Genomic DNA, 24,236 nt, shown 5'->3' with positions numbered 1-24,236 from the left:
TTATAAACTCCTCCTTCTTATTAATTGGTACTGAAACGTTGCATATCCCTCCTTTAGAGATTTCAACTATTATTTATGCAAAATGCGTACCAATCTTCAATTCCTACTTAAAATGAAGGTTCCTAACAAAAAAATCTTCATAACCGCAAAATTTTTCTATCATGTAAGAAGTTTTAAAAGAAAAATAGCAAAAAAATTTTGCGGTTTTATAAGAATTTTAATAAAATTATAAAAAGTTAGTCTTCATAGGGTGAAATGAGGAGAAGATAATCTATGCGTACAGAAGAAATTAATTTAAAACAGATCATTGAAATGAATATGCTATATGAAACTTTACTCAATGAGCTCGATATCGGGATTCATATTATTAATGAGGAAAGTAAAACGATTATCTACAACCGCAAAATGATGGAAATTGAATCAATGGAACGCTCAGCTGTATTATATAAAAGTCCTTTAGAAGTATTTGCATTTGAAGAAAATAAAAATAGTACTCTTATAGAGGCATTAAAATTAGGAAAAACAAACAAAAATATAAAACAAACGTATTTTAATAATAAAGGGCAAGAAATTACAACGATTAATAATACTTTCCCTATAATAGAAAACGGAAAAATTAAAGGCGCTATTGAAATTTCAACAGAGATTAATCATTCCAAACAAACAATGAAAACAAGCCTTTCTCGAAAACAAAATAATAAGTTTACCTTTGATCACATAATCGGTGATTCTAGTGCGATTCAATCCGTCATTACAGAAGCTAAAAGAGTTATTCGTACATCCTCCTCCATACTTCTCGTAGGGGAAACGGGGACCGGTAAAGAACTATTTGCACAAAGTATCCATAACGAAAGTCAGCGTTCAACAAAACCATTTATTTCACAAAACTGTGCCGCTATACCTGATACACTCATGGAAAGCTTATTATTTGGTACGAACCGAGGTGCATTTACAGGAGCTATCGATAAAGCTGGTTTATTTGAAGAAGCGAACGGAGGAACTTTGTTATTAGATGAGATCAACTCATTAAGTCCAGCACTTCAAGCGAAGTTACTGCGAGCTATACAAGAAAAAACAATACGAAGAATCGGAGGCACACAAGAAAAAGAAATTGACGTTCGCATTATAGCAACTATTAATGAAGACCCTCTTGAAGCTATTACACACAATCGATTACGAGAAGACTTATATTATCGATTAAGCGTCGTTACTTTATGTCTTCCGCCTTTACGTGAACGAAAAGAAGATATTCCGGCTCTTGTTCAGCACTTTATCGAAAAATACAACATTCAATTTGGACTTAGTGTAACAGATGTAGATGTGCATGTAAGAGAATTTTTGTATGCATATGATTGGCCTGGAAACGTAAGAGAATTGGAACATATCATTGAAGGTTCAATGAATTTAGTTGAAGATGAAACCATCATTACAGCGTTTCACCTTCCCACTCGCTTTCGCGAACGAATAAAAAAAGAATTCAATACGGAACCTTTCTTAACTAATAACAATACTGATACGCCTAAAACGTTAAAGCACACAATAGAAGAAATGGAAAAAAACTACATCAATCAAATTCTAAAAGAGTATCACGGGAATATCTCACAAGCTGCAAAATTTTTAGGATTAAGTAGACAAAACTTACAATATCGAATTAAAAAACTGCATTTACACATATGAAATGAAAATTGAATGAGTCGATTACTAACTCTCACCTATTCAACTTTTATTGCTTATTCATATAGCAGAAATCTGCTTTAAAGTACAAATAAACATTTGGTAAAATATGCTATACTAAACATATAACATACTAGAAAGGAACGATATATATGAGTAATGATAACAAATTAAAGTTATTACAATACTTAGCCTTCTTCCCTACCATTGTATGTATGATGTTACTAGTTGATATAAATGCCTATCCTTATGCAAAACTATTAGCAACAATTAGCGGCTCCTTTGCAGCTATTATGCTTGCTGCTTTTTGGAATTTGAAGATACGTATGAAAAAAGAAAAATCTTCTTAACGCCAAAGCATAAAAAAAATCGAGCCTACACAGCTCGATTTTTTTTATGACTATTAAAACTCAACATTCTCCAAATACAAACCACTCGCCTCAGCAAGACAATTAATTTGATTGCGTTGTTTCGCCTCTAAAATGTGTGGAATTGCTTCTGCATCTAATTGTCCTAATCCAACTTCAATTAATGCTCCAACAATTTTTCGGACCATGTTATGAAGGAATCCGTTACCACTTACTCTAATTTGTACAAATCCTGCTTCTTCCATCACTTCAAGTGTATATACTTCTCGCACCATAGACTTTTTCTTTGATTTTGCATTTGAAAAGGCAGTAAAGTCATGTGAACCAACTAAATGTTTCGCAGCTTCTTTCATGCTTTTCACATTTAATTTTTTATTCACATGCATGCTATATTTACGAATAAATGGATTTGTGTGCTCTTCATTCCAAATTTTATAAAGATATGTTTTTGCTTTAGAATTGTAACGAGCATGGAAGCGATCATGTACTTCTTCCACATTTGTAATGCTAATATCATTTGGTAAATATTGATTTAAATATTTTTTTACTTTATGTTCCACTAACTTCTCATCACTTTGAAAGTTAGCAACTTGATTCAATGCATGTACACCAGCGTCTGTTCTACTACAACCGATAATTTCAATTTCTTTTCCGACCATTTCAGAGATGACACTTTCAATTTTCCCTTGAATCGTATTATCGTTATTACCGAGACGTTGCCATCCTTTAAAACGTGCACCGTCGTACTGAATCGTTAATTTATAATTGTACATTTCATTCTCCTTCATAGAAAATATTCCCTCCAACCGTGAGGGAATATGAATATACTTTACTTTCTAACAAGCTTCACTACATTTTCTACATGAGCTGTATGCGGGAACATATCAACTGGTTGTACATATTCCACTTCATAGCTCTTCATTAATGCTTGTACATCACGAGCTAATGAAGAAGGATTACAAGACACATAAACAACTTGTTTCGGCTTCACTTTTAAAATTGTTTCCAGTAATTTATCATCGCAACCTGTACGTGGTGGATCGACAACAATTACATCTGGACGCCATCCTTCTTTTACCCATTTCGGTAACCATTGTTCAGCTTTACCTGCTTCATATTTCGTATTTGTAAATCCGTGACGCTTCGCATTTTTTCTTGCATCTGCAATCGCTTCTGGAATTACATCCATACCACGTACTTCCGCTGCATCATTTGCAAGCCAAAGACCGATTGTACCAACGCCACAATACGCATCTACAATTTTCTCATTGCCTGTTAAAGCAGCGGCTTTTTTCGCTTCATTGTATAAAACAACCGTTTGTTCTGGATTCAATTGGAAGAATGCACGTGCTGATAATTCAAATGATAAATCACCAAGTGTTTCTTGAATTACTTCTTTTCCAGCTAATTTAAATGTTTTATCACCGAAAATAACAGATGTTTTACGCCAGTTTACATTTTGCATAATTGATTTAACAGCTGGCATCTGTTTTTGTACTTCTGCGATAAATTGCTCTTTATTTGGCAATTCTTCTTTTGTTGTAATAAGTGTAACTTGTACTTCCCCTGTTTGCACTGCAGTACGTGTCACAATTGTACGTACTAAACCTTTTTGCTTTTTCTCATTATAAATAGAAATATTTAACTTTTCTAATATACGTCTTACAACTTTTGTCGCTTCATTCGTTGCTTTATGTTGAATCATACAATGAGCAATATCAATTAACTGATGTGAGTTTTGTTTATACAGCCCTGTAATAACCTTTTCGTCTTTACGTCCCACTTGTAATTGACTCTTATTACGATAATGCCATGGATTTTGCATGCCAAGCGTCGGACGAATTTTCTCTTCCAAACCGTTGTTCATATACTTCTGGAATGCTTGTACAACGATATCACGCTTTTGATTTAGTTGTTCTTTATAGTCTAAATGTTGCAATTGGCAACCGCCGCACTCTTCATATACCGGACATGGCGCTTTCACACGATGTGGTGAAGCTTTACGAACCTTTTTCACTTTCGCTTCAGCGAAACCACGCTGAATTTTCGTTGTTTCAGCAACAACTTCTTCTCCTGGTAATGCCCCTGGAATGAAAACAACTTGTCTCTTAAAATAACCAACGCCTTCTCCGTTAATCCCAAGACGTTTAATTGTCACAGGAAACGTTTGACCAACTTCCAACTTACTCTCATGTTGCTTTTGTATCATTATTACACCTCTACTCTATACTTTTCCATAAATATAACGCTGCATAACTGCAGTATGGTTCACACTCTTGTTTCACTTTTTCTAAAAATGCATCATCAGGTTTATGATCTAATTGAAATACACCTTGTACTGCACGCTGAATCCCAATGTCCGCTTTCGGAAACATATTTTTCCGTCCAAGCCCAAACATTAAAAAATTTTGCACTGTCCATGTACCAATCCCCCTAATTGGTAACAGTTGTGCTGAAACCTCTTCTTCCGCCCTGGTTTCTATACTCGCTAAATTTAATGTACCGCTGACGATACTTCTACCTAATCCTACTATATATTCAGCTTTTCGCTGACTAAACTTCAGCTCTCTCAATTCCTCTATTGAAATGCTTGCTACTCTTTCTGGAGTTGGGAAAAAGAATACGCCGTTCTTTTCTGTTCCATATCGTTTCACAAACTGTTCTGTTAACACAGTAGCAAATTTCAAATTTATTTGTTGATGAATGATACAGCGAAGAAGACAAGCAAAATAATCAAATTCTAAAATAATTGGAGTATAAGCATATGTTTCAAATAGTGGACGTAATGATGTGTTTAAAAAATGATTTTGTATATCTTGAAACGGTTCATTCCAATGAAAAATGGCCCTCATTCGTTTCATGACTTTCTCTGGATCTCCTGTCTGACTAGAAATCCAAAACTGTGGATTTTGAACAGTACCAATCCCTTGCAGGCGAACAACAATCTGTTCCTCGTCTATACAAATCGGGACATAAATAACTTTCTCATCTAATTGAATGACGTTAAGAGGATCAAAAGATAAACGTTTTAATACTTCTTCAAAATGATACGGATACTCTAACGTAACATGTTCGCTCCACATACGTTTCCCCATCCTTTTTACACATCATTATAGCATGAGAAAACCGCAAGCATACATGCTTACGGTTGATTGCTTTTTACTAAGTCATCTAGACTTTTAAAATGATACCCTTTCTCGCGCAAATCATCAATGATTTTCGCAAGTGCTTCTGCATTATCTTTTGATATTGCATGAAGTAATAAAATAGATCCTGGATGAATCATCGTCATAACATTATTATGGGCATATTGCCATCCTCTTTGCTCATCCACTTTCCAATCCAAAAATGCAAGTGACCAAAATACATTATAGTAGCCCATTTCTTTCGTAAGAGCCAACGTTCTTTCACTAAATACGCCGCGCGGAGGACGTACATATTTCACTTCTTTTTGCCCGGTTACTTTCTTAATTTCTTCCGTTACACTCGTTAATTCTTGACGAAGTTTCTCATCATTTACCGCTGTAAAATCAGGATGGCTCCACGAATGGTTTCCAATAATGTGTCCTTCATCTTTCATTCTTAACAATAAATCTTTTTGTGTTTTAATGTAATGCCCCGTTACAAAGAAAGTTGCTGGTACTTTTTTCTCTTTTAATACGTCTAAGATTTTTCCTGTGTATCCATTCTCATAACCATTATCAAATGTTAAATAAATATCTTTTTTCTTCGTATCCCCTAAATAAAAACCGCCATTTTTTTGTAGCAAATCTGTATATAACTTTCCTGCATCTGGTACTGTTTCATTTTTAGGACGCGGGATTCCCCAGTTATGTGGAGTATTTGTATAAGCTAGTGCCGAAACTGGAACAAGTGCCATCATAATTGAAAAAATGAGACCGATATATAACCATTTATGTTTCATAAATAGTCTCCTTTCCATATATAATCGTACTTGTAGTTTCTGTTGCTACGCATTCTTTCATGCTGAACATGTTTTTCTATATATACCAAAAAAATGCATCTCGAATGATTCGAGATGCATTTTTGTTTACTTAAATACTGGCTCTTTAAAGCTAGCTAATTTTTCAAGTGATGTTTTATCAACATCTGCATGTAAGCTATTACCGTGAGAATCCATTGTTACAACTGCTTTAAATCCATCGATACGTAAATGCCACATTGCCTCTGGAATACCAAATTGTAAGAAATCAACATCTTTCACTTCTTTAATACATTCAGCATAATATTGCGCTGCACCACCGATTGCGTTTAAATATACACCACCGTGTTCTTCTAAAGCTGCTAATGTTTTCGCACCCATACCGCCTTTTCCAATGACAGCTCTAATACCGAATTTCTTCATAATATCACCTTGGTACGGTTCTTCACGAATACTTGTCGTTGGACCTGCCGCTTTAATTTGCCAATTGTCATTTTCATCTTTCACAACAACTGGACCACAGTGGTAAATAATTTGTCCATTTAAATCTACTGGACAATCGTTATCCATTAAATGCTTATGAATTGCGTCACGACCTGTATACATCATGCCATTAATTGTTACAACATCACCAACGCGAAGTTCACGAATTTGCTCTTCTGTAATTGGCGCTTGTAATACAATTTCACGTTGCTCTGTTTTTTCTTGTACTTCTTGCTCCAGTGTATCTTCACCTTCTTGATATAACCAATCCATAATTTCACCTGTTTCAGGATGGATTGTTACACCAAGGCGACGGTATGCCCAGCAATTATACGCCACAGATACGTAGAAACTAGCTGGCAGACGGTTATACACGCCAATTTTACAGCCAAGTAAAGTTGTTTCTCCACCAAATCCCATCGTACCAATGCCAAGCTTATTCGCATTTTCTAATACGTACTCTTCAAGTTGTTGTAACTCTGGGATTGGATTGACATCATCTAATGTACGGAATAATTGATTTTTTGCTAATTCGTAACCGGATGTGCGGTCTCCCCCGATACCAACACCAATTACACCTGCACTACATCCTTGACCTTGTGCTTGATATACCGCATGAAGAAGGCATTTACGAATCCCTTCTAAATCACGGCCAGCTCGTCCAAGTCCTTCTAGTTCACATGGTAAGCTATACTGAATATTTTTATTCTCACAGCCACCACCCTTTAGGATTAAACGTGCATCAATATAATCTTTTTCCCATTGTTCAAACTTAATAACCGGTGTACCTGGTCCTAAATTATTTCCACTATTGTCTCCAAAAAGAGAATCAACAGAATTTGGACGAAGTTTACCATCTTTTGTCGCCCGCTCAAGCGCATCATAGATAGCTTCCTTCAACTTTAATTGATTCACACCAACTGGTGTATAAATTTTAAACGTTGGCATCCCTGTATCTTGGCAAATTGGCGAGATGTTATCATCAGCCATTTTAATATTATTTGTAATTGTGCCAAGTGCCATCGCAGAACGAGTCCCTGCATTTTCTCGCTCTTTCGCTTGTTGAATCGCACGACGAACATCTTTCGGTAAGTTCGTTGACGTTTCAACAATTAGTTGATACATGCTTTCTTGAAGCTTTTCCATTGTTACTTCCCCCTCAATTGTGAACGCTACCAAAACGTTATGAGCTGAAATTTCCATCGTAATGCTCTTTAGCTTTTTATTTATTTCACGCTATTCAAGCATACATGGAATTTTTCACAACTTGATTATACCTCTTTTTCTATCGTCCTTCTATTATCCTCACAGAAAAAGGCTACCAAATTGGAATTGGCAGCCTTTTTAATATATTATTCGTCTTTTTTAAATTGCTCACATTTTAATTCTAATTCATCTAGCATTGCAAGAAGACGATCCACATCTTCTAATTCTACTTCTTCAGGTTCAATTGTATCAATTACTTCAATGAACATATTTAAACGTTCTTTTAAATATACTAATTGTGTGTCTTTATCTTGAATTGCTTTTCCCATGAAGGCACTCTCCTTTTAATTCGAGTTGCTTTTATTATACCGCAAAAATGATTGCTATGGGTATGTAAATTCATCAATATTGTCACAGTCATTCATTTAAATGTAAGCCCTCTCTCTTTTTTCACAAAAAAGTTTCACTTTATAAAAAGCGCATATTCTTCTATTATAGAGGATGGACAAATTGTTATTTCAATAGTCAAAGGAGTATTTCATATGACGATATCACAAAAAATGAAGCCGATTACTCCTTCTTACGATCCATGGGAAGCGTATATGGACCTTGAAGAGTACGGCAAACTACTATTAACAAATGTTGAGTTTACAACAACGACGTTATGCAATATGCGCTGTGAGCATTGCGCTGTTGGTTACACGTTACAGCCGAAAGACCCGAATCCGCTTCCGATGGATCTTTTATTAAAACGATTAGATGAGATTCCTCATTTACGTTCTTTAAGTATTACTGGCGGAGAACCTATGCTTTCAAAAAAATCCGTCGACAACTATGTAACACCACTCTTGAAATACGCCCATGAACGAGGCGTTCGCACTCAAATCAACTCAAACTTAACTATAGATTTAGCACGTTACGAACAAATTATTCCCTATTTAGACGTATTGCATATATCTCATAACTGGGGAACAATTGACGACTTCGTTGAAGGCGGATTTGCAATGATGGAGCGTAAACCTACGTATGAACAACGTGCAAAATTATTTGAACGCATGATTACAAATAGTAAAGCTCTATCAGATGCAGGTGTACTCGTATCAGCCGAAACGATGCTGAATAAACGAACTCTACCACACATTGAACATATTCATCGTCAAATCGTTGACGAAATGGGATGTAAACGTCATGAGGTTCACCCAATGTATCCAAGTGACTTCGCGAGTAATCTAGAGATTTTAACGAAAGCTGAAATTCGTGATGCAATTGAGCATTTACTAGAAATTCGCGATGAAAATGTATGGATGTTATTTGGAACTTTACCTTTCTATGCTTGTAGCGATGATGAGCGAGACATTGCCACTTTTAAAAAATTACAAGAGAGTAAAAATGTCACTGTTCGTAACGATCCAGATGGCCGCTCTCGTTTAAATGTAAATATTTTTGATGGAAATATTATTGTAACGGACTTTGGTGATGTTCCACTTCTAGGTAACATACAAACAAATACGTTACAAGAAGCCTATGAAAAATGGAGCGCTTCAAAAACAGCAAAATCATTAAGCTGTCACTGTCCTGCAGTAAAATGTCTTGGACCGAATGTTCTTGTAAAAAACAGCTACTATCCAACCGAAGATTTCTTATCAAAAACAGCAAATATTACATTATAAAAAAACGTCAGCTTATAAGCTGACGTTTTTTATATTATTGCGAATGAGAAGAAGAAATGAATTTAAAATACAAATGATCATGAATTGGGATAGCAGCTCCGATTCCTTGAGAAGTAATATTTTTTACAACAAGCCTTTTTTGATTTCCTTTTAATACGAGGTATACTTCTCCAAATGTTACTTTTCCTTTTTCATTTACTGCTGGTGTATAAGCATATAAATATCCAAGTTGACTTGGACTGATATTATACACACGCTCATGCCCTGTACCATAACCAATAGTCGTTTTAAATGAAAGCGGCAATTGTACTTTCTCAAGTGCTTTGAGAAGCATCATTTTCTTCACATCTGCAGCATCTTTCATATCTGCTGTTAAATCGCCTTCAACCGTCTTTTGTGTTTCTTGCTTATAGCGTAGTGGATATAGGCGATCTCCTCCGCGATTATCGTACACATTGCGATTTACTTGTTTATATTCCCAATTAACCGATGTATCAATCGATTCATAATGTAAAGCCCATTGCCCTAAATAAATCTTTGCTCGGTACCCTACCGCAAGCGGCGCATTCGAAATTGTTGTTTCATTAAACATTCGAATTAAGTCCGGATTTTCAATTTTAATATTTGCTGTTTTTAATAATTCTTGAGCAAACTTACTCGGCTGTAAACGCGGTAAATCTTGCGCATCATTTGGAAACGTATTGTCTTTAGAAATATTTAAAACAGATGAAGGCATTTTTGTTTCTACCGTTGTCTTTGCAAAGCCACTGTTAGGAAATAATAAAATAAACGAGACCATAGTTGAAAGACATATGCTGTATACTCGTTTCACCTGTCTGGCTCCTTCCTACGTAAAGGTATATATACTACTTCGTTTATTGTTTTCTCTGAGCACAATTGTTATGCCTATTTTTCATAATAAATAAAAACCAATTCCCATAATGACATACGCTGCTAATAAAGTACCGCCTTCAAACCAGTTTGTATCTCCATCATTTGAAATCGCAATCGTTAAGAAAACAGCTGTAATCATAGAAACAAGTTCTGGTATTGTAAATACTAAAGGCATCCTTTGTGCAAAAAACATAGAAAGCAGTACTAATACAGGAGCAACAAACATGGCAATTTGTAATGTAGAACCTATCGCAATCTCAACTGCAATATTTACTTTATTTTTATACGCCATAATAATTGCAGATGCATGTTCTGCTGCATTTCCAACAATCGCAACGATAATAACACCTATAAACAATTCTGACCAACCAAATGATTTTGCAACTGTCTCAAATGTATGCACGAGCGCCTCTGACACATAAGCTACCGCAATTGTCGCTATTGCTAAAATGAGTAGTGCTTTCCCTTTCGACCACTCTGGTTCTTCCTCATGAGCGACTTCATCACTTTTATGCTGATATACACCGCGGTGTGTAACTAACTTAAATAGCAATGCAGCAAGGTACATAATAATCATAATAATTGAAACACCAATACTTAATTGATACGTCTTTCCAGCGTCCATCTTCATTGAAAAAATCTCTGGGATAACAAAAGCTACTACTACAGCAAAGATTAATAAAGCCGAATTATGCCTTGCATCATATACATTAAAACTTTGTCTTTTATATTTAAGCCCCCCTACAAAAAAGGAAAGCCCTCCTACTAATAATAAATTTCCAAGTACAGAACCCGTTAAAGAAGCTAACACAACTTCAATTAATCCTGCCTGAAGTGCAAAAATCGAAATGATCAGCTCAACAGCATTACCGAAAGTAGCATTCAATAATCCGCCTATTCTAGGACCAGATACAATTGCCAAACTTTCTGTCGCTCTCCCCATAAAACCCGCTAATGCGATAATCGTAATGCAGTACACAGCGAACATAATTGTTTGAGGCCAATGAAACGTTTTTCCAAGTACAGAAAGTGGTACGCCGATCAGCGCTACTATAAGAAAAATTTTATTAAACATGCTTTTCATCCTTCCATCGTATGTATTTCTCCTCGATATTATTATTATTCTTCTCCTAACTTGTCCGATTTCATCACAATTACGTTTAAAAAATTGAATTGAAGAAAACAGTATGAAAGATGTTTAAATCATCTTGTTTAAATAGAGGAAATGTAAATTAAGAAAAGAGGTAAAAAATATGCACTTAAAAGAAAAAATCGCAACAATTATTCAAGGACAAAGAACTGGTGTGTTATCCACTGTACGCAATGATAAGCCGCACAGTGCCTTTATGATGTTTTTCCACGAAGATTTTGTACTGTATGTTGCAACAGATCGAAAATCAAAAAAGATAACAGATATTGAAAACAATCCAAATGTACATGTACTACTTGGCCGTGAAGGAAAAAAATTAGATGAAGATTATATTGAAATGGAAGGATTAGCTTCCATCGAGGAAGACTCCACATTAAAAAACAAGTTTTGGAATAATAGCTTAAAACGTTGGTTACTCGGTCCTGAAGACCCTAATTATGTACTAATTAAAATCAATCCCGACACAATTTATTACATCGATGGTGCTGGTACGACGGAGCCCGAGTTTTTACGACTATAAAATAAAACAAGCCCCCTTTAGGTGGGCTTGTTTTGTCGAAAAGTTCTTCTGAAAAAAACAATAAAATAGGTGGAACTTTCTAAAGATTCTGTTATATAATAGCAGTAACTTAAATAAACTGTATTAAAACAGATTGAGAGGAGAAATAAAATTGATGAAAAGAGAAGAACGCAAAAATATGATTGAGTTTATCGAAAAGAAAAAAGGGATTGAGCGTGACGAATTATTGTTTATGACAGACGATGAAGTAGAACATATTTATAATGTAACGTACTTTTTATATGAGGAAATTGCAGAGTAGTATAATAATCCCCACCTTATTAAAAATATAAGGTGGGGATTATTTTGTTATTAATACATGAGAATGGTTTTCATGTATAATAATGTAAGATTGGAGGAATTTCACTATGAGTTCATGGCTCTTATTCGCACTATTATCAGCAATTGCTGCTGCACTTGTATCTATTTTCGGAAAGATTGGTTTAGATGGAATCGATGCCAATGTCGCTACGACGGTTCGTTCTATTATTATGGCATTATTTATGGTAGGCGTTATTATTATACAAGGTAAATTTCAAAATATTGGCGACGTACTGCTAAATAAAAAAGCACTGCTCTTTATCACATTAAGCGGGGTTGCAGGCGCTTCGTCATGGCTATTTTATTTTCTTGCCCTCAAAACAGGGAAGGTTTCCCAAGTGGCTCCTGTCGATAAACTAAGCGTCGTATTTTCTATCATTCTCGCTATGATTATACTCGGCGAAAAGTTAAACCTTATGACTGGTATTGGTGTTGCCTTTATTACAGCTGGTGTACTATTTATTGCTTTCAGCTAAAAAACCGCTACTCGCGGTTTTTCTTTTTCTTTATGTAAAGCCATACGGCACATGTAACAACTACTGAAATGGATATAATCCATATTCCATAATGATGTAAACTATACTCAACGAAACGCCACTTCTCTCCTAACTTCCAGCCAAGTCCAATAAAAACACTTATCCAAATAAGTGCACCACCGTAGGCGTACAAACAAAAACGCCAAAGCGTTAAATTCGACATCCCAGCAAAATATGCTGTTAAATGACGTACTCCTGGGATAAAGTAACCAATCATTAAAAGAAATGGTCCATATTTTTCAAATAAAATATGTGTTTTTTCAATGTGATGTTCTTTAATTCTAATTTTTGGTCCATATTTTTTTAAAACAGGGAGTCCAAGTTTTAAACCTAGTATGTAACTTAATGTAATACCTAACATCGCACCAGCCATCCCACTTAAAAACGCAGCAGATCCTGACATAACGCCTTTTGAAACGTTATAACCAACGAAGGTCAATAAAAACTCGTCTGGTATTGGTAATCCAACAATCCCGCCAGCTAAAGCTATAATAATTCCAAAATACCCATAATGCGCGATTAACTCGCCAATATGTTGTTCCATTCGGAAGACACATCCTATGCACGATCGTTATTCCACATTGTGCCCTTTCTATCTTTTAGACAAACATGGTATACATATTCACTATACATTGTTTTTATAATGAACTCTACTTCTATCCATTCCTTTAGCGGGAAGAAAGTAAACAATTAATCAGTAGAGATTTATTCATTCTCACTAATCTTTAGCACACATCAATCATGCGCCCATCCTTCACCCACTTCCCTTGTATTCACCGATTTTTAAAGTGCTAGTCTTACTATCCACAAATAGCAGGATTAAAAAATAAAAATTCATATGCTTGTTTTTTTGTTACAATAAAGGAAAGTTACTTTTCGCAACGGTTTAACTCTCAGGAAAAATGATATACCTAGCAAAAACATAGTTTGGTCGATATAATGCAACTTCTACCTATTAAAAGAACATGCACCCTTTACATACAACATCATTTTTCTAAATTATACAGGGGGAACGAACATGACCATTGAAAATCAATTTATCCAAAAAGTTTACTATAAAACATTTTTAACAGAAGAAACTTCTACTCCAGTATCAGAAGTACTCGGTGAAGCATATATAAATGAATCTACCAATGAATTCTCCAATATTTCTAATATCCGCTTTGCTCAAGGTGAATTTTATTACCAAAATAAAGACTTTGAAGCAGCAATATTTAAATGGGAAAAAGTAAATAACGAACTTGCACTTTGGGCGACCAAAAATATTGCAGATTCTTATTTTGAACTAGGATTCTTGCCAAAAGCAGAAGAAATATATCAATCTATCCAAACGGAAGATACAACTCTTACAATGGAAGTTTCCTTACAACTTCTTTCTCTTTACATCGAACAAGATCGCTTAGGTCTAGCATTTAAGACGATTAGTGAGGCTGTTGCATTCCAACCTGACTATCCAAATATTACTTCAATTGCTCGCTCATTCTATGAAAAACAAGAAGATTGGAATAACGCCATTGAACTTGCCGTTCAAGAAGGAATTCGAACAAAATCATTACACTGGTTCGATACTTTAATCAATTATGTGAATCAAGGATTTACGAAACAAATTAAACCAGAATATTTCTATGAATCTTTAAAAGCTCTATATACAATTGAGCAAGTCCAATTTAAAGAACTTGTTATTGCTCTTTGGAACAGCTATCAAAATGAAACATTACATTTATCTTGGATTCAAACAATAAATCATTTATTCTTACATATTGAAACAGATAACAATGACGATTGGCATGAAATTGTTGAACGCTACCAAGATACATACTTTGAATTAATTACTGGTGAACATTTCATGCATGAAATGCAAGGCCTTGTACCAGATTTATTAACAAATTGGTTTAGTTTAACGAAAGCAAAAGATGCCCTATTTGTCTCTGCTGCAGTGTTAGCGTGGAATGAAGTTTCACCTACAACTTTAGAGTCATTACTCGTAAAAAGTGCGGGGGCCCTACTCTCTAATTCAACAGCTGAAACAAATGTAAATATGGAAACCGTTTCTCATTTATTCGAAACAATTGCTGTATGGGCTGAAAAAAATGATGTAGATTTAAGTCATCAATTTACGTTACTCGTTCATGAACTATGTGATTTGAATGTTACACAATTACTAATAGCGGGAACTAGTGACCATGATAAATCATCATTCGTCAATTCAATATTAGGAGAGAACATCTTAACTGAGACTGTAACAACTCCTATTCTATTTAAAGATGATAGCCAAACTGAAATAACAGAATTCACTGCGTTAGATGTGCACAATATACCGAACTTTGATGAATTCCATCAAATAATGGCTACACCTTCCGAGTCAGAACTTGAGAAAAAATGTATAGAAATTAAGTTACCAAGTAGATTTTTAAGAAAAAATAAGTTTGCATTCCTTGTTACGCCATCTGTTCAAGGGCAAGTGGATACAAATAGCTCATATTTTGAATACTTACAAGCAGCGGATAGCCTTATTTACGTATTAAATTCTGCTTCACCATTACACGGTGAAGAGCTTGATACATTGCTTTATTTAAGTGAGCAAGTACCAAACTTACAAATTCATTTCGTATTACACACAAATAGTGCGAACAATAATGAAAAACTAATGAGTAAGATGAAAGCCCATTTCCCAAATGCACAATTCTTCCCATACTCTCCTTCACAAGAGAGTAGTCAGCAACTTGGAGATGTGACAGAGTCTATTCTTTCTAATCTAGCAGGACGCGACATAGAGCAAGAACGTATAGAAAAACTAATATGGTTTACTCAAAAGACAATCGCATACCTTGTAAATGAACGTGTAGAATTAGAAAATACATTAGTGAAATCAGTACGCTGGAATAAACACATCTCAGTAAAACTAAACGGATTTATTAACAATCTTACTGCACTTGAAAAAGATAAAATTCGTTCTATTACAGAATCTTATCTTTTAACGAAAGAAGAAATCACACGAGACATCCACTCTCAAATCCCAGAATTATTACAGAGCTGTTCTGACCTTGTTCAAGAAGATAGTGATTTCAAATTAGTGCATGAAGAATTAAATACTGCGATGAACGAACGAATTCAAAAACATGTACAGCAAGTGCTTCTTCCTAAATTTACTGGGTTTATTCAAGAGTGGATTGAAACAGCGCATAATGAATTTATTCAAGCTCAATCTTATTTAGATGAAATGAGTGAAACGTTCAATAAATTATATAAAGAAGAACGCATGAAACTTCCTTGCGATTTCAAATTACTAGATGATTGGCATCGAGATGTTGTACGTATGACAAATAGAATTACAGTATCGAACATCAATATTTTATTACGCTTTACACCGACACAATTTTTCTTAAAGAGTGCGGGAAAACTATTTGGTAACATGCAAAAAAATCAATCTATGCTCGCAAACAAATATAAACAATATATTGAAACGGAAGATTATACGGAAATTGCTCAAACAATCTCAAAACAATTCTTCCTTCAATTTGAAGTATTCGAAGGTGCATTAGAACGAGATATCATGATGTTCTTTAAAGATCCACTTAGCATATTGAAACAAAATGTAGAAGCCGCCCAACTTGAAATACAAGAAGACGAGCAAACATTAGCAACGTTAAGAAGCAACCCAGAAACTTACCATGATCCGTTAGCATTCTTTAAACTACAATTATTGCAGCACAAATTCGTTTTAAGCACGAACAAAAACAATGAAAACGTCTATGAATTTAATGAGTCGCCAACGATTTAATATAAAAAACCAAGCAAACTAAAATTTGCTTGGTTTTTTACTTTAATTCATTATTTTCATATGTTCAAATGGATAATAAATTGCCGCTAATTCTCCTAATACATCTGCTTTATCAATAAGTCCTAAACCATTTCTACTATCTCTACTTATTAAGCGATTATCTCCCATAACAAAAATCTTATTTTTAGGAACAGTAATCGGTCCAAAGTCCTCTGTTAAATTCATAAGTTTTTTTTCAGCTTGTTTTCTATTACTATACAAATACGCTTCCTCTATCACTTCATGATTCACATATAATTGATCGTTTCTTACCTCAATGACATCGCCAGGCAAACCAATAACCCTTTTCACATAAAAATTATCTGTCTTTACAACAATAATATCTTCTCTCCCATAACTTTCAAATTGCTTTGCCAACTTATTTACAATCACCTTATCACCATCTTGTAACGTTGGCTTCATGGACGCTCCTTTTACAGTCGTAGGAAAAAATACGAAAATTTTCGCCAAAAACACCAACAAACATGCAATTGCAATTGTTCCAAAGAATTCACGCAAACGTTTTTTCTTTTGCATCATTCCACCATCTCATCATCTTTTTACTTTTATTATAAAGACTTCAACTGTATAATTTCCATAAAATTCTGAATTATATAATTTTAATATTACAAAAATACAAATAATAATATTCAAGAATATATTATTTTTATATACTATATCTTGCATTTATCATTATATTTTTAGTTACTTAGGAGGACTTTTTCTATGAAAGTTATGCTTAAAAATGAAAATACTGGCCAAATTAAGCAAGCAAAAATTGGTTTTAGTTGGACTGTATTTTTCTTTGGTTTCTTCCCTGCTATATTCCGTGGAGATTGGAAATGATTTTTAATTATTTTAGTCGCTAGCATGTTTACAGTCGGATTCTCTAACTTAGTCTTCTGCTTTATTTACAACAAGCTTTATATCAATGATTTATTATCTCAAGGTTATAAAGCAGCAGATGAATACAGCCTTTCTGCTCTACAACAAAAAAATATCGTAGCATAGTAACAAAAAAGATACTCTCCAAATAGTCTATCCACTATTCAAAGAGTATCTTTTTATATTCCCACATATACAATACACATTTGAGCCGCTACATATGTAAACCAAATCCAAAGTGGTTCATACTTTAATTTGCGTCCTCCAATATCTGTCACACCTATAATAAAATCAGAAATCACAAATAGGAAACCACCAAAAGCTGGTATCCACCATATTCCTGTATTCTCATAGTATAAGGCGAATGCAAAGCAAGCCATGCCTCCAACCCACAGTCCGTAAATTAAAGCTCCTATCGTAAACAATTTATCTTGTTTCTCATTTCGAATAAAGAAGAACCACCCTATAATGAGAAAGAGTCCGTATACGAGTAACCCAATCCAAAAACCATTCCACGAAATGCCTGTTTGCAAAAATGCTTTTACATAAAAACAATGCGCAAGCGCAAAAGTAATCATCCCTCCAATTAACCTGTGACCAATTGGAATTAAACCTGCCATAAATAAATCTCCTACAGTTGATAACGTCATACCTAGTGCAACCCACGTACTATACTCTACTGATGGATCTTGTAACCATATCCAAATTGCACTCGCTGTTAAAGAAAAACTAAGAATAAGACGCACCGCTAAAGGTAACGGCATATTATTTCTTGTCTTTTTCGTCTGCCCTATTGCGTACATTGCACCAATTAAAAAAATAATGATTTGTCCAATTAACACCATATACAGTAGATTCATAACATGTTCTCCCCAATAAATGCTTTTTGTATCTTTTTTCGTTGCACCTAGTCTATTATCCTTTTTCTATACAAAAAAAGAAGAACAGTACTGTTCTTCTTTTGTAATCGTCTTCTCTTTGTCTATGCTACTTGTTTTTCTTGCTCTATTTTTTGCTTAGCTGGCGTCCGATTCACGACGATAATTCCCGCCGCTACACATGCTAAACCGAATAGTACAAATGAATGAATTGCTTCTCCTAAAATCATGCTCGATAACAACACACCAAATACAGGTATAAAGAACATATACATTGATACTTTTCCAACTTTGTTGTACTTCATAATTGTATTCCAAATGCAAAATCCTGCTGCGGATAAGAAAGATAAGTAGATAAGCATAAGTATTGCATGTACACTAAATGTAAATGGCATGGCTCCAACTTGCAAAGCCCCTATACATAATAGCCCGATAGAACCAAAAATCATTTGGTATGCTGTCATATAGCCAACATCTAATGTTTTACTACCTTCTTTCGCCAATATATTCCCATATGAGTATAACATTGCTGCACTAAGAAGTAATAAGCTACCGATTCCGAAATGGAATGACAAACTGCCATCACTCGGTACATTTACTAAAACAACACCACAAAAACCGATAGATACTCCAATTACTTTTCTCATATTGAGCGCATCGTCTTTATATAAGAAGTGCGCGAGTAAAATTTGAAAGAATGATGATGTTCCTGAAATGATAGCTCCTTCAATACCAGAGCTATAACTCATCCCAATATAAAAACATATATATTGAAGAAATGTTTGAAATAAACCAATTTGTACTAACTGCTTCCCTGTTCCTTTTTTGAAGCTCATATCTTTTCCTAACGCTTTAAAGAAGAATAAAAGCATAACCCCAGATAAAAAGAAACGATAGCCAGCAAATAATATTTGCTCCCCAACTTCTTGTGGCTGAATTCCAAGTTCAGCATAACTTAATTTAATAAAAGGGAATGCACTTCCCCATAAAAAGGTCGCTACTATTGCAGCAATAAATACGCCAATCGGATGGGTAAAAAATTTCTCTGTCTTCACTTGTTGTCTTCCTTTCCGATCTTTTTATGAACAATATTCATATATACCAAAGGTATTGCGAAAACACAAGTTTTCCGTTTATACTTGAAACAAAACTGTGCCATCTTATAAAAACATATGATATACTATAGAATAATTACAACATAATAACCATTAAAAACAGATTCAACAGAAATGCTGCTATCCATTATGGATGGCAGCTTTCGTCGTTTTATAGGGGTTTCGATTTTGATTATTTTTCTCAATAAGAATTTGGAAGGAGCGAGTAGTAATGAACTCAGAAGTAAAAACATTACAAGTGCAAAAGTCTATTTCTCATCCCTCTTTATGGGATACTTTAAAAAAACATTATGAACTTATATTTGCAATCGCATCTGGTATTTTCATTTTAGCTGGTTGGTTATTTACAAAGAACGATGCAATGAATGTAGGCATTACTTGCTATATCCTTGCTTATATAGTTGGTGGATATGCAAAAGCAAAAGAAGGTATTGAAGATACAATTGAAGAGAAAGAGCTAAATGTCGAAATGCTTATGCTCTTTGCTGCTATAGGTGCCGCACTCATTGGCTATTGGGCAGAAGGCGCGATTTTAATCTTCATCTTCGCACTAAGCGGTGCGATGGAATCTTATACATTAAGTAAAAGTCAAAAAGAAATTTCAGCGCTTCTTGATCTACAACCTGAAGAAGCATTACGTATTTCAAATGGAACCGAAGAACGTGTTCCTGTTGGACGATTACAAATTAACGACATCATTTTAATTAAGCCAGGTGAACGCGTTCCTGCTGACGGTACGATTTATAGCGGTGAAACAAATATCGATGAGGCAACGATTACTGGTGAACCTATTCCAAATGAAAAAAAACATGGGGATGAAGTATTTGCCGGTACTGTAAATTTACGCGGTGCTATCGAAGTTAAAATTACGAAGCCGAGCGATCAAACATTATTCCAAAAGATTATTCGTCTCGTTCAAAGTGCACAAAGTGAAAAATCACCATCACAACTATTCATTGAAAAGTTTGAAGGAACATATGTAAAAGGTGTACTACTCATTGTTGCACTTATGATGTTCGTCCCTCATTTCTTACTAGATTGGAGCTGGAATGAAACATTTTATCGCGCTATGATCTTACTTGTAGTTGCATCTCCTTGTGCACTGGTTGCTGCCATTACACCAGCAACATTATCTGCAATTTCTAACGGGGCAAGAAACGGTATTCTCTTTAAAGGCGGCATACATTTAGAACGCCTCGCTTCTGTAAAAGCAATCGCCTTTGATAAAACAGGAACATTAACAGAAGGAAAACCTACCGTAACAGATGTATATGTTCGAGAAAATATGACAGAAAAAGAAGTACTTTCTATTACAGCAGCAATTGAAAGTCACTCTACACATCCTTTAGCTGAATCTATCGTTAAATATGCACAACATGCACATGACATTACATTACAAAAGCCAGAAAATGTTGAAGATGTAACTGGTTTTGGGCTAAAAGGAATATTTGAAAACAAAACTTATAAAATAGGTAAGGCTGACTTTATCGGTGAAGAAACAAAGTCATTTCATAATGGTATTTCTGCCTCACTTGAAAAGGAAGGTAAAACTGTCGTTTATATTAGTGATGAGGAAGGCATTCTTGGGCTCATCGCTTTAAAAGATACACTTCGCCAAGAAACAATAGCTGCTATTCGCGAATTACAAAGCATCGGTGTCGAGGCAATTATGATTACTGGAGATAATGAAGAAACGGCAAAAGCTATTGCCTCTGAAAGTAATATAAAAGAATATTACGCATCATGCTTACCAGAAACAAAAGTTGAAACGATTAAAAAGCTAAAGAAAAAATACGGGATAGTAGCAATGGTCGGAGATGGTATAAATGACGCCCCTGCACTCGCTACTGCTAGCATTGGTGTAGCAATGGGGGAAGGAACAGACGTAGCTTTAGAAACTGCAGATGTTGTACTTATGAAAAACGAATTATCTCGACTTTCTCAAGCGATCCGCTTATCAAAACGAATGAATCGTATTGTAAAGCAAAACGTAATCTTTTCACTAGCTGTAATTGCAATGCTGATTTGTTCAAACTTCTTGCAATTTTTAGCTCTTCCATTCGGTGTTATTGGGCATGAAGGAAGTACGATCCTTGTTATTTTGAATGGCTTACGATTATTAAAAGGAAACAAATAAGAAACGGGTCCCTCATAGAGGACCCGTTTTTTTTAATGGTAGCTATTATGCCCGTTCGCACTACCACTCGTTTTATGCTTTGGATGCGAACTACTCTTTTGTTTATTGTTATTTTTATTGTTGTGATTCTTTTTATTATTACTCATGAAATATCCCCCCTGTTCCCTATTATTATGGAACAAGAGCTCACTTTTCATTACGGGAATTATTGTCACCCGTCCTATAATGATGGAGTAAACCATTAATTTCACCGCCAAGTAAAATGACCCATCCAGTCAAGTAAAACCATAACATTAAAATAATAATACCACCGAGACCACCATATGTATTGGCGTAATTCGCAAACTTATCTACATAATAAGCAAATGAGTACGATACCACAATCCATCCTACAGTAGCAAATGTTGCTCCTGAAATGACTTCTCTTCTTTTTAACTTTCGATCTGGTGCAAATGTATATAAAAAACTAAACAATGCAAATAGCACGAAGAAACTCGCTACTAACCGCGTAATACTCCACACGTAAGAAAAACTATCCGATAGCCCAATTGCTTTAAATACCGCTGCTCCAATGACTTGTCCAAACACTGGAACAATTAGCGCAAACACAATCATAAAAATAATCGCTAATGTAAACACAATTGATAAAGCTCTCGTTTTAATAAAGGAACGTGTTTCTGTTACATCATACGCACGATTAAAAGCATTCATAACCGCATTTACCCCGTTTGAAGCAAACCATAGCATTGATAATAAACCAAATGATAATAAACCACCATTTTGCTCATTTACAACTTTATCAACGTTTACTTCAATTAAAGACATTGCATCTTCGGGTACGTACGGTTCTAATAAGTTGAGCACACTTTCTGTTTGAAGGTCAATGAATCCAAGAAGCGTAATTAAGAAAACAAGCCCAGGAAAAATCGCAAGCAAGAAGAAATAAGCGAGCTGTGCTGCCAAGCCCGCTACATCATCGCGCATCGTCCGGTCATACAAATCTTTACCAAACGAATAAGTACGATTTCTTCTCACCTTTTCTAAAATTTTTCTCATATATGTTTAAACGCTTTTCTTCTCTTCTTTATCTTGCTTCAACTCAATGTACGCTTCAGTTTTTTTTTCCTCTACATTAGAGTCTTTCATAAATAGTTCACGCGCTTCTTTCATACCGCCATCTTCAGCAACTACTGGCTCTTCTTCTGCTTTTAGTTCATCTACTTTTGGAGATACAGCTTGAATTTCAATCGTTTCTGGCTTCTCTGCTGGCTCAACTTTTTTCTTACTAAAAATTTCTTTCGTTTCTTTTAACGTCTCTACAACAGATGGCGTCAATTTTTTAATTTCTGCAACTTTCGCTTTCACTACATTTAAATCAGCAAGTTCGCGTCCTTTATCTGTAACAGTTTGCACTTTTTCTTTGATCTTTGCATTTTCACCAATTTCAATCATCTTTGTTTTTGCTTTTTCTGCAGTATTTTTTACTTTTTCACGGTTTTCTTTCTTCAACATAGATACAGCTACACCTGCTGCTACACCAATCGCAATGTTTCGAGCAATATTATTTTTCTTTGCCATATTCCTTCACCCTTTCATTTCTTATGTTAGAAAGTATTTCTTTCTAAGCTTCCTCATATTCCTTGTTCATTTCGAATGAAAGCTAATAGCTTTGCACACCCTTCTGTTACAAGGTCATATACTTCTTGGAAATTCCCTGTATAGTAAGGGTCGGGAACGTCTGTCCAGCCACCGTCTGGAACAAAATCGGACAGCCTACCAATATAGCCTCCAGTTTTACCTAAACTTTTTAAATCTGCTATATTCTTGTTGTCCATGGCAATAATATAATCAAACTTTGTTAAGTCTTCTTTTTCTACTTGCCTTGCTTTAATTCCTTCAAAAGTGACTGCATTTTCTTTTAAAATTTTTTGTGTTCCTTTATGTGGCGGATGGCCAACATGCCAATCTCCAGTTCCTGCAGAATCAATGACAATTTTCTCTTCGAGTCCCTCTTTTACGACAAGATCTCGAAAAATCGCTTCTGCCATCGGAGAACGGCAAATGTTCCCAAGACAAACAAACAATACTTGAACCATATTTTGTTTCTTCCCTTCTTGGTGCATTTCTTTATATATACTTATAGTATAAACAACCAATTATTAAATATAAAGGAAATCCCTACTAATTTAATAGGATTGAAAAGATTCATTAACGAAAATGATAAAAAATGTTAAGATAACCTTATGTTATTTTAAAGGGGGACACTTCGGTGGATTTATCCGTAAAGTCAGAAGAAAACGTTGAATATATGGTCGAAGCTATTAAAGAAAAATTACGTATGGTTAATGCTGGAGCGATGAGAGCTGCTAGCTTTAATGAAGAAATGTACGAAGACTTACGTGACATTTATGAGCATGTTATGAAACGTGAAACATTCAGCATTAGTGAAATGCAAGCTATTACAGAAGAATTAGGTACATTAATTAAAAAGTAAAAAGCCTCGCTTATGAGGCTCTTTTTATTTCCAACAAATTCATGACAACTCTTCTCTTTCCCTCAACCAACTGTAAAATATTGTACAATAGAAGTAGAACCTC

24 protein-coding genes and 1 pseudogene are annotated in these 24,236 nt (G+C 34.9%); 10 read left to right on the top strand and 15 right to left on the bottom strand.

Going from position 1 to position 24,236, the window contains the following annotated elements; all coding sequences use genetic code 11:
• The first annotated feature begins 273 nt into the window (after window positions 1-273).
• Together AAG068_RS02495 and AAG068_RS02490 are read left to right on the top strand one after the other, a co-directional pair.
• Window positions 274-1,677 carry a sigma-54 interaction domain-containing protein gene (locus AAG068_RS02495; protein ID WP_342717456.1) on the top strand — a complete coding sequence of 468 codons (1,404 nt, stop codon included), beginning with the start codon at window positions 274-276 and terminating at the stop codon, window positions 1,675-1,677.
• A gap of 149 nt (window positions 1,678-1,826) precedes the next feature.
• A complete protein-coding gene (locus AAG068_RS02490; protein ID WP_000063916.1) occupies window positions 1,827-2,024 on the top strand; it encodes a hypothetical protein in 198 nt (65 codons plus the stop codon).
• 53 nt (window positions 2,025-2,077) lie between these two features.
• Here AAG068_RS02490 and truA read toward each other — a convergent pair whose 3' ends face one another.
• The 6 genes from truA to AAG068_RS02460 form a co-directional block, all read right to left on the bottom strand.
• Entirely contained in the window at window positions 2,078-2,815 is a 738-nt protein-coding gene (gene truA / locus AAG068_RS02485) for a tRNA pseudouridine(38-40) synthase TruA (RefSeq protein ID WP_342719699.1), read from the bottom strand.
• Window positions 2,816-2,871: 56 nt separating this feature from the next.
• Window positions 2,872-4,251 (bottom strand): 23S rRNA (uracil(1939)-C(5))-methyltransferase RlmD, encoded by a 1,380-nt coding sequence (gene rlmD, locus AAG068_RS02480; protein WP_342717453.1) that lies wholly within the window; start codon window positions 4,249-4,251, stop codon window positions 2,872-2,874.
• Window positions 4,252-4,261: 10 nt separating this feature from the next.
• Window positions 4,262-5,125 (bottom strand): DNA-3-methyladenine glycosylase family protein, encoded by an 864-nt coding sequence (locus AAG068_RS02475; protein ID WP_342717451.1) that lies wholly within the window; start codon window positions 5,123-5,125, stop codon window positions 4,262-4,264.
• A 59-nt stretch (window positions 5,126-5,184) separates the two neighbouring features.
• Window positions 5,185-5,967, bottom strand: coding sequence for a delta-lactam-biosynthetic de-N-acetylase (pdaA, locus tag AAG068_RS02470; RefSeq protein WP_098320112.1), 783 nt, complete (start codon window positions 5,965-5,967; stop codon window positions 5,185-5,187).
• Between the two features lie 126 nt (window positions 5,968-6,093).
• Complete coding sequence (fumA, locus tag AAG068_RS02465; protein ID WP_342717447.1) at window positions 6,094-7,614, bottom strand: class I fumarate hydratase; 1,521 nt, start codon at window positions 7,612-7,614, stop codon at window positions 6,094-6,096.
• Between the two features lie 206 nt (window positions 7,615-7,820).
• Window positions 7,821-8,003: an SE1561 family protein gene (locus AAG068_RS02460; protein WP_000513558.1), complete on the bottom strand. Its 183-nt coding sequence runs from the start codon at window positions 8,001-8,003 to the stop codon at window positions 7,821-7,823.
• A gap of 213 nt (window positions 8,004-8,216) precedes the next feature.
• Between AAG068_RS02460 and yfkAB the strand changes: the two genes are divergently transcribed.
• Complete coding sequence (gene yfkAB, locus AAG068_RS02455) at window positions 8,217-9,344, top strand: radical SAM/CxCxxxxC motif protein YfkAB (protein WP_000156008.1); 1,128 nt, start codon at window positions 8,217-8,219, stop codon at window positions 9,342-9,344.
• A gap of 34 nt (window positions 9,345-9,378) precedes the next feature.
• On the opposite strand, the gene AAG068_RS02450 is transcribed toward yfkAB, so the two are convergent.
• Together AAG068_RS02450 and cax are read right to left on the bottom strand one after the other, a co-directional pair.
• Window positions 9,379-10,176 (bottom strand): YfkD famly protein, encoded by a 798-nt coding sequence (locus AAG068_RS02450; protein WP_001992424.1) that lies wholly within the window; start codon window positions 10,174-10,176, stop codon window positions 9,379-9,381.
• A gap of 81 nt (window positions 10,177-10,257) precedes the next feature.
• On the bottom strand, window positions 10,258-11,313 hold the full coding sequence (gene cax / locus AAG068_RS02445; RefSeq protein ID WP_342717368.1) for a calcium/proton exchanger: 1,056 nt from the start codon (window positions 11,311-11,313) through the stop codon (window positions 10,258-10,260).
• Between the two features lie 178 nt (window positions 11,314-11,491).
• Here cax and AAG068_RS02440 point away from each other — a divergent pair, with 178 nt between their 5' ends.
• The 3 genes from AAG068_RS02440 to AAG068_RS02430 all read left to right on the top strand — a co-directional run bounded on the left by AAG068_RS02440 (window position 11,492) and on the right by AAG068_RS02430 (window position 12,744).
• Entirely contained in the window at window positions 11,492-11,908 is a 417-nt protein-coding gene (locus AAG068_RS02440; protein WP_098668591.1) for a pyridoxamine 5'-phosphate oxidase family protein, read from the top strand.
• A 154-nt stretch (window positions 11,909-12,062) separates the two neighbouring features.
• Window positions 12,063-12,209 (top strand): BH0509 family protein, encoded by a 147-nt coding sequence (locus AAG068_RS02435; protein WP_000817786.1) that lies wholly within the window; start codon window positions 12,063-12,065, stop codon window positions 12,207-12,209.
• 106 nt (window positions 12,210-12,315) lie between these two features.
• Complete coding sequence (locus AAG068_RS02430) at window positions 12,316-12,744, top strand: EamA family transporter (protein ID WP_342717365.1); 429 nt, start codon at window positions 12,316-12,318, stop codon at window positions 12,742-12,744.
• Between the two features lie 7 nt (window positions 12,745-12,751).
• Here AAG068_RS02430 and AAG068_RS02425 read toward each other — a convergent pair whose 3' ends face one another.
• The gene (locus AAG068_RS02425; RefSeq protein WP_342717363.1) at window positions 12,752-13,348 is read right to left on the bottom strand and encodes a DedA family protein; all 597 of its coding nucleotides are present in this window, start codon (window positions 13,346-13,348) and stop codon (window positions 12,752-12,754) included.
• Between the two features lie 474 nt (window positions 13,349-13,822).
• On the opposite strand from AAG068_RS02425, the gene AAG068_RS02420 reads away from it, so the two are divergent.
• A complete protein-coding gene (locus tag AAG068_RS02420; RefSeq protein ID WP_342717361.1) occupies window positions 13,823-16,585 on the top strand; it encodes a tetratricopeptide repeat protein in 2,763 nt (920 codons plus the stop codon).
• 42 nt (window positions 16,586-16,627) lie between these two features.
• Here AAG068_RS02420 and lepB read toward each other — a convergent pair whose 3' ends face one another.
• The gene (gene lepB, locus AAG068_RS02415; protein WP_098668588.1) at window positions 16,628-17,164 is read right to left on the bottom strand and encodes a signal peptidase I; all 537 of its coding nucleotides are present in this window, start codon (window positions 17,162-17,164) and stop codon (window positions 16,628-16,630) included.
• Window positions 17,165-17,350: 186 nt separating this feature from the next.
• On the opposite strand from lepB, the pseudogene AAG068_RS02410 reads away from it, so the two are divergent.
• A pseudogene (locus AAG068_RS02410) lies at window positions 17,351-17,635 on the top strand (hypothetical protein).
• A 53-nt stretch (window positions 17,636-17,688) separates the two neighbouring features.
• Here AAG068_RS02410 and AAG068_RS02405 read toward each other — a convergent pair.
• Window positions 17,689-18,369 carry a lysoplasmalogenase gene (locus AAG068_RS02405; RefSeq protein WP_342717359.1) on the bottom strand — a complete coding sequence of 227 codons (681 nt, stop codon included), beginning with the start codon at window positions 18,367-18,369 and terminating at the stop codon, window positions 17,689-17,691.
• Window positions 18,370-18,491: 122 nt separating this feature from the next.
• Window positions 18,492-19,442 carry a DMT family transporter gene (locus tag AAG068_RS02400; protein ID WP_342717357.1) on the bottom strand — a complete coding sequence of 317 codons (951 nt, stop codon included), beginning with the start codon at window positions 19,440-19,442 and terminating at the stop codon, window positions 18,492-18,494.
• Between the two features lie 271 nt (window positions 19,443-19,713).
• Between AAG068_RS02400 and AAG068_RS02395 the strand changes: the two genes are divergently transcribed.
• A complete protein-coding gene (locus AAG068_RS02395; protein ID WP_342717355.1) occupies window positions 19,714-21,639 on the top strand; it encodes a heavy metal translocating P-type ATPase in 1,926 nt (641 codons plus the stop codon).
• A gap of 186 nt (window positions 21,640-21,825) precedes the next feature.
• On the opposite strand, the gene AAG068_RS02390 is transcribed toward AAG068_RS02395, so the two are convergent.
• The 3 genes from AAG068_RS02390 to AAG068_RS02380 are packed head-to-tail and all read right to left on the bottom strand — an operon-like array spanning window position 21,826 to window position 23,735.
• On the bottom strand, window positions 21,826-22,695 hold the full coding sequence (locus AAG068_RS02390; protein WP_001226530.1) for a YihY/virulence factor BrkB family protein: 870 nt from the start codon (window positions 22,693-22,695) through the stop codon (window positions 21,826-21,828).
• A gap of 6 nt (window positions 22,696-22,701) precedes the next feature.
• On the bottom strand, window positions 22,702-23,217 hold the full coding sequence (locus AAG068_RS02385) for a DUF4075 domain-containing protein (protein WP_001085393.1): 516 nt from the start codon (window positions 23,215-23,217) through the stop codon (window positions 22,702-22,704).
• A gap of 53 nt (window positions 23,218-23,270) precedes the next feature.
• Window positions 23,271-23,735, bottom strand: coding sequence for a low molecular weight protein-tyrosine-phosphatase (locus tag AAG068_RS02380; protein WP_000250910.1), 465 nt, complete (start codon window positions 23,733-23,735; stop codon window positions 23,271-23,273).
• Window positions 23,736-23,908: 173 nt separating this feature from the next.
• Here AAG068_RS02380 and AAG068_RS02375 point away from each other — a divergent pair, with 173 nt between their 5' ends.
• Complete coding sequence (locus AAG068_RS02375; protein WP_000366197.1) at window positions 23,909-24,133, top strand: DUF1128 domain-containing protein; 225 nt, start codon at window positions 23,909-23,911, stop codon at window positions 24,131-24,133.
• Window positions 24,134-24,236 lie beyond the last annotated feature (103 nt).

Origin of the sequence: Bacillus paramycoides, assembly GCF_038971285.1 — a bacterium.
GTDB lineage: Bacteria > Bacillota > Bacilli > Bacillales > Bacillaceae_G > Bacillus_A.
This window is presented reverse-complemented; position numbering and strand designations above follow the sequence as displayed.

What these genes read in the sequence shown, in the direction of transcription:
- AAG068_RS02495 (WP_342717456.1), top strand. Translation starts at nt 274, where the DNA reads ATGCGTACAGAAGAAATTAATTTAAAACAGATCATTGAAATGAATATG.
- AAG068_RS02490 (WP_000063916.1), top strand. Translation starts at nt 1,827, where the DNA reads ATGAGTAATGATAACAAATTAAAGTTATTACAATACTTAGCCTTCTTC.
- truA (WP_342719699.1), bottom strand. Translation starts at nt 2,815, where the DNA reads ATGTACAATTATAAATTAACGATTCAGTACGACGGTGCACGTTTTAAA.
- rlmD (WP_342717453.1), bottom strand. Translation starts at nt 4,251, where the DNA reads ATGATACAAAAGCAACATGAGAGTAAGTTGGAAGTTGGTCAAACGTTT.
- AAG068_RS02475 (WP_342717451.1), bottom strand. Translation starts at nt 5,125, where the DNA reads ATGTGGAGCGAACATGTTACGTTAGAGTATCCGTATCATTTTGAAGAA.
- pdaA (WP_098320112.1), bottom strand. Translation starts at nt 5,967, where the DNA reads ATGAAACATAAATGGTTATATATCGGTCTCATTTTTTCAATTATGATG.
- fumA (WP_342717447.1), bottom strand. Translation starts at nt 7,614, where the DNA reads ATGGAAAAGCTTCAAGAAAGCATGTATCAACTAATTGTTGAAACGTCA.
- AAG068_RS02460 (WP_000513558.1), bottom strand. Translation starts at nt 8,003, where the DNA reads ATGGGAAAAGCAATTCAAGATAAAGACACACAATTAGTATATTTAAAA.
- yfkAB (WP_000156008.1), top strand. Translation starts at nt 8,217, where the DNA reads ATGACGATATCACAAAAAATGAAGCCGATTACTCCTTCTTACGATCCA.
- cax (WP_342717368.1), bottom strand. Translation starts at nt 11,313, where the DNA reads ATGTTTAATAAAATTTTTCTTATAGTAGCGCTGATCGGCGTACCACTT.
- AAG068_RS02440 (WP_098668591.1), top strand. Translation starts at nt 11,492, where the DNA reads ATGCACTTAAAAGAAAAAATCGCAACAATTATTCAAGGACAAAGAACT.
- AAG068_RS02435 (WP_000817786.1), top strand. Translation starts at nt 12,063, where the DNA reads ATGAAAAGAGAAGAACGCAAAAATATGATTGAGTTTATCGAAAAGAAA.
- AAG068_RS02430 (WP_342717365.1), top strand. Translation starts at nt 12,316, where the DNA reads ATGAGTTCATGGCTCTTATTCGCACTATTATCAGCAATTGCTGCTGCA.
- AAG068_RS02425 (WP_342717363.1), bottom strand. Translation starts at nt 13,348, where the DNA reads ATGGAACAACATATTGGCGAGTTAATCGCGCATTATGGGTATTTTGGA.
- AAG068_RS02420 (WP_342717361.1), top strand. Translation starts at nt 13,823, where the DNA reads ATGACCATTGAAAATCAATTTATCCAAAAAGTTTACTATAAAACATTT.
- lepB (WP_098668588.1), bottom strand. Translation starts at nt 17,164, where the DNA reads ATGATGCAAAAGAAAAAACGTTTGCGTGAATTCTTTGGAACAATTGCA.
- AAG068_RS02405 (WP_342717359.1), bottom strand. Translation starts at nt 18,369, where the DNA reads ATGAATCTACTGTATATGGTGTTAATTGGACAAATCATTATTTTTTTA.
- AAG068_RS02395 (WP_342717355.1), top strand. Translation starts at nt 19,714, where the DNA reads ATGAACTCAGAAGTAAAAACATTACAAGTGCAAAAGTCTATTTCTCAT.
- AAG068_RS02390 (WP_001226530.1), bottom strand. Translation starts at nt 22,695, where the DNA reads ATGAGAAAAATTTTAGAAAAGGTGAGAAGAAATCGTACTTATTCGTTT.
- AAG068_RS02385 (WP_001085393.1), bottom strand. Translation starts at nt 23,217, where the DNA reads ATGGCAAAGAAAAATAATATTGCTCGAAACATTGCGATTGGTGTAGCA.
- AAG068_RS02380 (WP_000250910.1), bottom strand. Translation starts at nt 23,735, where the DNA reads ATGGTTCAAGTATTGTTTGTTTGTCTTGGGAACATTTGCCGTTCTCCG.